Origin of the sequence: Chryseobacterium echinoideorum, assembly GCF_007474535.1 — a bacterium.
GTDB lineage: Bacteria > Bacteroidota > Bacteroidia > Flavobacteriales > Weeksellaceae > Chryseobacterium > Chryseobacterium echinoideorum.
In genome coordinates this window covers 1-10246 of record NZ_VKNW01000022.1, presented here as the reverse complement: position 1 = coordinate 10246, position 10246 = coordinate 1, and the positions used below count along the sequence as shown (strand labels likewise).

8 protein-coding genes are annotated in these 10246 nt (G+C 35.1%); all 8 read left to right on the top strand.

Translation table 11 applies throughout. The annotated features are described in order from the left end of the window. Positions 1-130 precede the first annotated feature (130 nt). Positions 131-3028, top strand: a complete 2898-nt coding sequence (locus tag FOL89_RS17350) for a hypothetical protein (RefSeq protein ID WP_144284010.1) — start codon at positions 131-133, stop codon at positions 3026-3028. A gap of 4 nt (positions 3029-3032) precedes the next feature. Next, positions 3033-6815 (top strand): DUF6443 domain-containing protein, encoded by a 3783-nt coding sequence (locus FOL89_RS17345; protein WP_144284009.1) that lies wholly within the window; start codon positions 3033-3035, stop codon positions 6813-6815. A 10-nt stretch (positions 6816-6825) separates the two neighbouring features. Next, positions 6826-7134 (top strand): DUF1493 family protein, encoded by a 309-nt coding sequence (locus FOL89_RS17340; protein ID WP_144284008.1) that lies wholly within the window; start codon positions 6826-6828, stop codon positions 7132-7134. A 6-nt stretch (positions 7135-7140) separates the two neighbouring features. Next, on the top strand, positions 7141-7470 hold the full coding sequence (locus tag FOL89_RS17335; RefSeq protein ID WP_144284007.1) for a DUF1493 family protein: 330 nt from the start codon (positions 7141-7143) through the stop codon (positions 7468-7470). Between the two features lie 149 nt (positions 7471-7619). Beyond that, positions 7620-8180 carry a hypothetical protein gene (locus FOL89_RS17330; RefSeq protein WP_144284006.1) on the top strand — a complete coding sequence of 187 codons (561 nt, stop codon included), beginning with the start codon at positions 7620-7622 and terminating at the stop codon, positions 8178-8180. Next, positions 8161-8658 carry a hypothetical protein gene (locus FOL89_RS17325; protein WP_144284005.1) on the top strand — a complete coding sequence of 166 codons (498 nt, stop codon included), beginning with the start codon at positions 8161-8163 and terminating at the stop codon, positions 8656-8658. Before FOL89_RS17330 ends, FOL89_RS17325 begins: the two co-directional genes overlap by 20 nt. 362 nt (positions 8659-9020) lie before the next feature. Then, positions 9021-9566 (top strand): hypothetical protein, encoded by a 546-nt coding sequence (locus FOL89_RS17635; protein WP_185147008.1) that lies wholly within the window; start codon positions 9021-9023, stop codon positions 9564-9566. 9 nt (positions 9567-9575) lie between these two features. Further along, the gene (locus tag FOL89_RS17320) at positions 9576-10082 is read left to right on the top strand and encodes a hypothetical protein (protein WP_144284004.1); all 507 of its coding nucleotides are present in this window, start codon (positions 9576-9578) and stop codon (positions 10080-10082) included. The last annotated feature ends 164 nt before the right edge of the window (positions 10083-10246 follow it).

The following is a 10246-nucleotide window of genomic DNA, read 5'->3' as shown; positions in this document are numbered from 1 at the left end:
GCCTGAAAACAAAAAACAAAATCACCAAGATTAATACGCAGAATCTCATTCAGGGAGCCTATCTGGTGGTGGTGAAAACCAATGATAACAAAACTGCGAATGCGAAAATCGTTAAAAAATAAATACAGATATGAGAAAAATACAGTTAATTTATATTTTTATAACAACTTTAGCTTATTCACAAAGTCAGCAATTAAATTTCGGGGATTTCCCTAAACCTGTACCATCTGCTTCATACACTACTACTTATCAGGAAATGCCTGTATCTACAGCATCTGGAGTTCCTGACATTAGTATTCCGTTAGCAGGAATCCCTTCTCATGACCAGTCAATAAGTGAAAATATATCATTGTCTTATAATCCTTATAATGTTAACAACGAAGATTTTGTAAGTGATGTTGGACTTGGGTGGACTCTATTTTCAGGAGGGATAATATCCAGACAAATTGTGGGGGATTTAGACGAATTATTTGACAATTCGTCATCGCCTAATTATAATGTTAATGCTTTTAACGATCTATATTATTATACCCTTCCGAGCGGTATTTCCGGGAAATTTAAAATTCAGAGAGATATAGCAAATAATACTTTTGTTGCAGTTAGTCATAACAGGAACAATGTACTGATTGAATTCACCCGATCTAATAACTCCGCGACTTTAATTGTAAATTCTTTTACTCTGACAGACGACCGGGGTTATAAATATGTATATAACGATTTTAGTCAATCTTTGTATACGGGCAATAAAACCTACAGATCGGCATTTTACATTACTAGTATAAAAAATCCTCAGGGTATGGATTTACTTACCTATGAGTATCAGAAAAACAATCAATACGTTACCGGAACGTCTACGTTACTTTATCAAAACTGTAAAATTAAGAAAATAAACAGCCCCGGATTAGGAAAAATAGATTTTGAATACACTCATAATGCTTTTTTAGACAATACATTTAATGATCCTTATAGTGTTTCAAAAATTAAAGCTCAAAATAATCATGGCCAAAATTTGTATGAATATAATTTTGAGTACTCTCTGAAAATGTTCTCAACATTAAATGGTCAGAAAAGAGTCTTAGATAAAATTATAAAAAAGAATTTTGAAAACCCGTCCTCTCCGGAAATAACAAGATTTGAGTATAATACTTCCGGCTTACAGGATAATATAACCATACCGAATTTATCAGGAATTTCGTGCATGAATATACTTATTTCTGAAACCACTCCTTATCCTGCTGAAAGTATAGTAGGTATTTTAAAAAAAATACATTTACCTACAGGAGGAGCCATTGAATACGAATTTGAGCCTAATGAATATTTCTTCGACAAAAATGCTCCTTCATATCTACAAAATTTGAATGGGAACTATGTGGATCCTACTATACAAAGCTTAGTACATATTGGAGACTTCAGCTATTCAAATACAAATAATAACAGTCTAGCAATATGGAATCTGGCGGGAGATCCTACCAAACAAAAAAGAATATATTTCGTTTTCAATGCTGGTAGAGATACTAGTAATCCCTTTACTCAGGAAAATCCAGGAAATTTTTATGCAGCCTTTAATGTTGATAGTAGTAGTTCCAATAATTTAACTTCATGCGGGGCAATTTATAGTGATGAGAATAATTTCTCTTCAACAACCTCTATGCTTGTGAATCCCGGACAACATACTATAACATTTCCCGGTATTTACGTTTCAGGAACTCTGTCTGTATTTGAGTTGATAAATACAGCACCTCCCTATAAAAATATTGATTTTGCACATGGTGTAAGGATAAAATCAGAAAAATATTTTAATTCTTCCAATAGCGGTGTTCCGGATAAAATTATCTCCTATTCATACAACTTATTCGAAAACAATAACAGCTCAAGCGGATATAGATTTTATAATGAAAATGCCTACTCTTCGTCAGAATTTGTATTGTATAAGAATGTAAAAATAAGTGAGGGTGAGAACATGGGATACACACACAACTATTTTAAATTGCCAAGTGATTATCCTGAGACATTAATGAATATTGACGGAGTAAATCGTAGCGTAAAAAACTACTATAACCTCACACAAAACGGATTGCTATCTAAAAAATCAATCTTTAATAGTAATAACATTAAAGTAAAAGAGTTAACATTTGATTATGAATTGGAGCATACTGGCGGTCCTACTTCAATTTCTACCGGCTACGGTTACATGAGACCAGGGGAAGTAAAAAAACTAAACAGAAAAGAATATGATTTTCTATCAGGATCTGGAACTATTGTTTCTGAAACAGAAACAATTTATGAAAACCGTTTTAGAATCAACAGTATCACAAGCAGAAAGCAAACTCATTCAGACGGTACTGTGGATGAAGAGATTTTTACCTACCCCAATCTTTTAACTTTGGCAGGGCAGACCAATGAATATCAGCATCTGATTGATAATAATATTAAAAGTATTCCTATTAGTATCACTAAGAAGAGAAACGGAAACATTATTTCTTCTGTAACTACAAAGTTTGCCAACAACAGTCTTTATCCTACCTCCATTATTTCCAATAATCCTACTGACGGCAGTATAAAAACGATCATGAGATATGACGCTTATGATAGTAAAGGGAACCTGCTTCAGTACACTACGAATATTGATGAAAGTACAGGCAATGGTTTTCCTACAACGTTAATCTACGGGTATAATAATATGTTTCCGATTGCAAAAGTACAGGGTGCTAAGACAAGTGACTTGCAGTTTATTCTCAATCCGCCGGGTTCTCCCGGGATTGTAACCCTTTCTGACCAGGATGTAGATGAAGCGTCAGAAAAACTATTGATAAACGGTCTTGATGAATACCGGAACAATACCCAGCTTAAAAATTTTATGATCACAACGTATACTTATAATCCTCTTATTGGTGTCACCAGCGTTACTCCGCCGGATGGGATAAGAGAAATCTATAAATACGATGCCAACGGAAAACTGAAAATGGTCGTTGACGTAAATGGAAACATTATAAAAGAACAAAAGTATAATCTAAAACCTCAACCATAACACGATGAAAAAGATTTTGTTTTTTACAAGTTTTTTTGCAACATTATTATTGTATGCACAAACTTTGACTAATACAGAAAATTATGTATATACAAGAACCTATCTTGAGGCTGTTACAACTCCTAATTCTACGGCAAAACAGATTCAGGAGGTGCAGTATTTTGACGGCTTAGGCAGAGTGAAGCAAAATATTGCTATCAAAACTACACCTACAGAAAAAGATTTGGTGGTACCTGTTATATACGATGAAAACGGAAAAATTTCAAAAAATTATCTTCCTTTACCTGCTGCTTCTCTTAACGGAACTTATCATTCAGGGATAGCAGAAAACAGCGTTAATAGTTATTATGGAGTTACAAATGCATATTCGCAAATAGATTACGAAAAATCTCCTGTAAGTAAAATTTTGAAGGCTTCATCATCAGGTGATGACTGGAAGATCAATGGTAACCACACCAAAACAATTAATTACTTCCCCAACGGCGCAATGGAAGTAATGAGATACAAAGCGATCTCCACTTGGAACGCTTCTACAAAAATAAAGGATGTTGCCTTAGGCATTGCGCCTGATGACAGCTACACTGCTAACGGTTATTACAAAGCCAACACTTTATATAAATATGTACAAAAAGATGAAGATGGTCTCATAACACACACTTTTACCGATTCTTCAGGTAAAACAATATTGAAGAGAAAATTAAAAAGTTCTACTGATCCATTTGTAGATACTTATTATGTGTATGATGAGTCAGGTAATCTTGTGTACATCATTCCTCCTAAAGCTGCACAGATACAAAATCTCAGCTTGCTCAATAGTCTGCTGGGTAGTCTTTGCTACCAGTACCGTTACGATAAATATGATCGTTTGGCAGAAAGCAGGATTCCGGGTAAAGATAATTGGGAATCTATTGTGTACGATAAGCAGGGAAGGGTTGCGCTTACGCAGGATCCTAAACAGCGTCAGAATGGTGAATGGTCTTATGTAAAATATGACAGGTTCGACAGACCTGTATATAATGGTATTTACGGTAATTCTTCTACAAGAGCAGCTCTTCAGACGCTGTTTGATAACTCATCCTATGCTTCATCCAATGAAAGTTTTACCACTTCATCATTTAATTCGGATGGGAAAAACATCTATTATACCAGAACAGCGATTCCTAACAGCAATATATCGGTATTGTCTGTTAATTATTATGATACTTATCCTCCGGGAAGTCCCTCTAAACCTTCTGCCATACAGGGAGCGAATACGATGAATGACAGCCCTGTTTCCATATCGGTCAATGGTTATTCGTCAGTTAGAAGTACCAAAGCACTTGCTACAGCAACGTATGTAAAAAATATTGAAGACAACAACTGGTCAGACTCATTTGTCTGGTATGATCAGCAAAACCGTTCTGTTGGAACCCATACCATTAATCATTTAGGAGGTTATACAAAAACAGAAAGCAAATTAGATTTTTCCGGTTTTCCGCTAGAGATATATGTATTTCACAAAAGATTAAATTCGGATGCTGAAACCCTCATTAAACAGCGTTTTGTATACGATGACCAGAAACGGCTAAAAATACATTACCATCAGGTAAATAACAATCCTGAAGAAATTCTGGCTCAAAATGAATATGATGATCTCTCGCGTCTAAAGCAGAAAAAAGTTGGAGGCACTTCTCTAAATTCTCCACTTCAGGTCATTGATTATGAATACAACATACACGGCTGGCTCACGGGAATCAACAAGAGCGAGTTTAGCAATCCTACCAACAAACTTTTTGCGTATGATATCCGTTACAACAACCCGGAAGGAAGTTCTGAGGCAAGATATAACGGCAATATATCTGAAGTTAACTGGATGACGTCTAATAATGGTATTTACAAAAGATACAATTACAAATATGATCATTTAAACAGGATTACTCTGGCAGAATACAGTCATCCGGATGAGAGCGTTCCGCAGAATGACTTCTATAATGAAGAGATAAGCTATGACCTTAATGGCAATATTGAAAGATTAAAGAGACATGCTCCAAATATGGGTATATATCAGGCAGAGGTTGTAGATGATCTGGAATACATGATAGATGATGGAAACAGAATTACAAAAATTGAAGACTACTCCGGTAACCCTACAGGATATGAAGGCGGAGGGTATGAATTGAGCTACGACGCCAATGGCAATATGATAAGCATGCCTGATAAAAACATTAATGATATTTCTTATAATTTTCTGAATTTACCTAGTGCATTTAATATTGATAATAATCTTAAAAAAATATTTTACACTTACTGCGCAGATGGCACAAAGATCAGAAAAATATTTGCCGGCAGCGAAAACAATTCTGTGGTTACAGATTATATAGACGGATTTCAGTATCTCACCTATGTAGGATCTCAAACCAATGACTGGAACGCACTGGAATTTGCCTATGAGCAGGAAGCGTTTGTATCAATAGCATTCGAAGGTGGTATGGAAGCTCTTTACAATCAGGCACAGCTAACTTTCATTCCTACGGCAGAAGGGTTTTATGATTTCCAGAATAATAAATATATTTACCAGTACAGAGACCATCTGGGAAATTCAAGGCTGAGTTATTTTAAAATCCCTAACGGCGGTCTTGATATTGTAGATCAGAATGATTACTACCCTTTTGGGATGAACCATATAAGACCTGAAGAAGTGTCTTATTTCGGGCAGGGAAGCTACGCCAACTATAAATATAACAGCAAGGAGCTTCAGGAAACAGGAATGTACGATTATGGCTGGAGACAATACATGCCGGATATCGGAAGATGGAACGGGATAGATCAGCTGGCGTCATCATATTCTTCGCATTCACCTTATGCGTATGTGATGAATAATCCGGTTATGTCTATAGATCCGGACGGAAGATACACCTCCCCTATACAGGATCTTAAAGATTCTATGCCCAATATTTATTCTGGGTGGGAGTATGTGGATGGAGTTAATTTTGGAGATTGGAACCGATTTCAAAGCGGTGCTCAGTTTAATGCTTTTGTTGCTTATATGGCAGCCAATGGCGGCGGCGGTAGTGGTGGAAGTATTGGCGGCGGTTCTGGCGGAGGCGGATACTCTCCTTTAGTTTTTAATGATGGGTTGAAAGAAGTATTAGTACCTGAAGTTACTGTCAAAGGAAAGTCTTCCGGGTGGGGTTCCCAAATATGGAATCATTTTAATAATTTTATGAATCAATGGAATTCAACGCAAGGTGGATTTAATTCTTTTATAACACAAAACTGGTCAAATACAGCACACGGAGGATTATATGGTTTGGGTCACGGTCTTAATTATGTAGGAGATAATATTATAGCTACCAGAGGAAAATTTGGTGGAGCAACTAAAGGAACATCTATAGCTTCAGAATATTTTAGAAGCACAAACTGGGCTAATAACAAAATTCCTAAAAACATTCAGAATATAATTCCGAAAAAAATAAATGGGGCTCCTCTAAGAGCCACGAAATGGGGAGCTTTCGCGGGTAGAGCAACACCAGTAATTGGTCGTGGTGTTGTAGCAATTTCAGCGGGAATGTCTATTTATAATATAGCAACAGCGGATAATAAAGCACTAGCTGCATCCCAAGAAGTTGGCGGTTGGGCAGGCGCTTATGTTGGCGCACAAATGGGAGCGGAATTAGGTGCTACTGTAGGTTCTTTATTCCCAGGAGCAGGAACATTGATTGGCGGAGTCGTTGGTGGAGTTATTGGTGGAGCTATTGGATATAGCTATGGTTCGGACTTTGGAGAGAGTATATATTATGATTTTTAATAGTTGATTTATGGAACTAACAATAGAAAATTTGATTTCTTTTATTAAAGAGGATATTAAGGAAGATGGTGAAATTTTACCTACAAATACTATTACGGGTGATTTTGGAATAAATGGCATTGAAGCATTTGACTTATTAGAACATTTGGAAAAAGAATTTGAAATGTCCTTTGAAGATTTTGACTTTAGAAAATATTTTTTAGAAGAAAATGAAATTATAAAATCCATAAGTTGGCTAGGGTTGCGAAAGCCGAGAAAAATAGAACGTGAATTAACAATTCAAAAGTTATATGAATATATGCTTCAGCACAAGAAATGATTTTTTATGGAACTAACAATAGAAAATTTGATTTCTTTTATAAAAAAAGAAAGATATGAGGATAATGAAATTTTACCACAAAATACATTATTAACAGACTTGGGAATAGACGGAGATGATGCTGTTGAATTATTAATGAATTTACAAAAGAACTTCAATGTGTCCTTTGAAAGTTTTAATTTTAATAAATACTTTTATAGAGAAGGTTTTAGCTTGTTTAGCTTTTCAACTATTTTTAAAACTCTATTAGGCAAACCCCGAGAAATCAAACCCGAATTAACAATTCAAGAATTGTATGATTATATGATAACAGCCCCCTCTCTATTAACCAAATAAAAAAAGTAAAGGATTTTAAAAACAATTAAGTTTATGAAAATAAGATAGTTACAAAAAAATACTGCGGCGGCTCCGGCGGCGGTAGTGGTGGAAGTATTGGCGGCGGTTCTGGCGGAGGCGGATACTCTCCTTTAGTTTTTAATGATGGGTTGAAAGAAGTATTAGTACCTGAAGTTACTGTCAAAGGAAAGTCTTCCGGGTGGGGTTCCCAAATGTGGAATCATTTTAATAATTTTATGAATCAGTGGAATTCTACGCAAGGAGATATGATAAATAGTACTTTTAATGTACTAAATAATACTTCTAACTGGATTCAAAGTAATCCAGGAAAAGTGACAGTTTTTGCAGGAATTATTGAATCTAGTTCAACGATTGCCTCTAAAGGCTTAAAAAATTGGAATGCGCCATCTAGTATTACAAAAAGCAAGGTAATAGCTGAAACGATAAGTACCAAATTTCCTACTTCTGCCAAATTCTTAGAAAGCGCTTCAACAGGTTTGAAATGGGGAGGAAGAGTAGTTGGTGCTGTGGGTGTTGCTAATACATTGTATCAATATGGAAAAGGTAATATATCAGGGACAAGAGCCATTGCTGATGGGGTAGCAGGAGTTATGGGCTTCTTTCCTGCCACAGCCTTGCTGTCCTTAGGTTATTTTGCCACAATGGCTGCTTATGAACATTACTATAACGATGGAAAACCCGCATTTTAAGATGATTAGATTTATAAGATTATTATTTTATCACATATATTGGTATTATTATAAAGTTGATAAAGAAAGTAGAATATCTGCAAAAGTTGCTACTTGGTTAGTTTTCACATTATTATTTGGTATAATCTTTTACTTTGGATCTAAATTAATATATGTATCACTTGATAATACTATTATATTCGATACCCCCTACTGGCAGTATATATTTTTATATTTTATTGTAGGCTTTCTTGTTGGAATATATGTTTATAATGAAGATTTTAAAAAATTCGATTCCTTTAGGGATTACCATATAAAATATTACTTATACTTCTTTATTATTGCAGGCTTTGCTGTATTTGTAGCATTTTATTCCGGAAGTATTAACCGAGAAAGAATTTTTAAACAAAAAGAAACTGACAAAGAGCGAATTGAAAAGAAGATACAAGGAAAGAGTCATTTTTGGTGGGTAATGGGACTCCCTCTATTAATCAAGTAACAAAACAGAGGATTTTGAGAAACAACCAAAGTTTCTGAAAAAAAGACAGTTACAAAAGTTAAAAAAATGTAATCAATTTTGCATGTGGTTATTCTAATTTTTGAATGGCTTTTTGTAGAATTTAGTGAATAGTGTGCATTTCCGATACAAGAAGTTGTAATTGGTGGCATAAAGAGTGCAAGTATATCGCCAACTCCAATTATTTGGCCCTCTTATATGCCTTCCTTCCTTGGTGGTGGATCTTCTAGCGGATCATCGGCGGCGGCGGTGGTGGCGGCGGTGGAAGCATTGGCGGAATTGGTGGCGGAATTGGTGGCGGTATCGTAACGCCTTCTGATGAATGGGCTGATTGGAGAAGAAGAATGGAGGATTACCACTTGCAACAAAACAGAAGTAGATTATACAGCGCTATTGGAGATACCAAAGTTGGACAATCTGTAACAGCCGCAGAAAACTTTATATTTAGAGATATACCTTCCTCAATGGTAGGCGGAGAGTTTTTTGTTGCAGCTTGGAGAGCTATTGGAGCTGGGAAATTCTTAATTAGTCAATCAAACAAGATATTCAATATTGCTAGTAGTGCTGGTGGTGAAACCTTGCCAATGACTGTTCAGAAAATTATTCCGAAGGGAACAAAAATTGCGGATATAGTAAATGACATAAAAGGTTTAACTTGGTCAACAGGTAATGAACATGCAGTCGTAAGATTGGCCAATGGACAAAAAGTAATTGTTAGTGGTGGACCAGGTGGTATTAGATTTGAATTGGGACAAATTAAAACACTTTTTGGGCACACTCATCCAACTGCTGCGCCTCCAAGTGGAGCTGATTTTACAGCTTTAAAAATATTAAACCAGACAAAACAATATGTTTTGCACGGTGGAAACACAACATTAATAAGACCTTAAACTAATAAAATGGCTATAACAATTCTTGACCAAACAATATGCAGTATATGCAACATGAAAATTAGAGATGAAAAAAATTTTTTCACCTTTCCTCCATTTATACAAAATACTAAAGATATTTTTTACCAATTTTCTGATACATCATTTCACACAAGTTGTTTAAAAAATCATGTGCTGGGGAAGAGAGCAGTTGAATTTGCAGAAAAATACATAATAAATACTAGACCTGAAAATAGAAAATGTATCATTGATAAAAAAGTTATAACAGATTATAATAATTATATTTTTGTTGACTTGTTAACATCTGATAATAGTGAAGAGTTATATTATTTCAATTTTATAACATTAAATAAAAAGAATCTAGACATATGGACAGACAGAGAAAATTTTGTTTCTGTAGCTAAAAGGTTTATTAGCGAAGGTAAGTGGGGAGATTTTTCGTCATATAAATATTTAGATGAACTAATAAAGCTTATTTTAAACGGATCCCAAGGAATCACCCTATCGACCAAATGAAAAAGGCTGCAATTTATCAAAGTAGTGATTGATATTCTGAAAAAAGTAATAATCTGGCATCATCATATTCCCCGCTGCGCAAAGATTCTGTGTTAAAAACCAAATGTTTTTCAATATTTTTGTAAAATTAAAGCGACCAAGAGTCAGCTTGTGTAGGGTGGAAA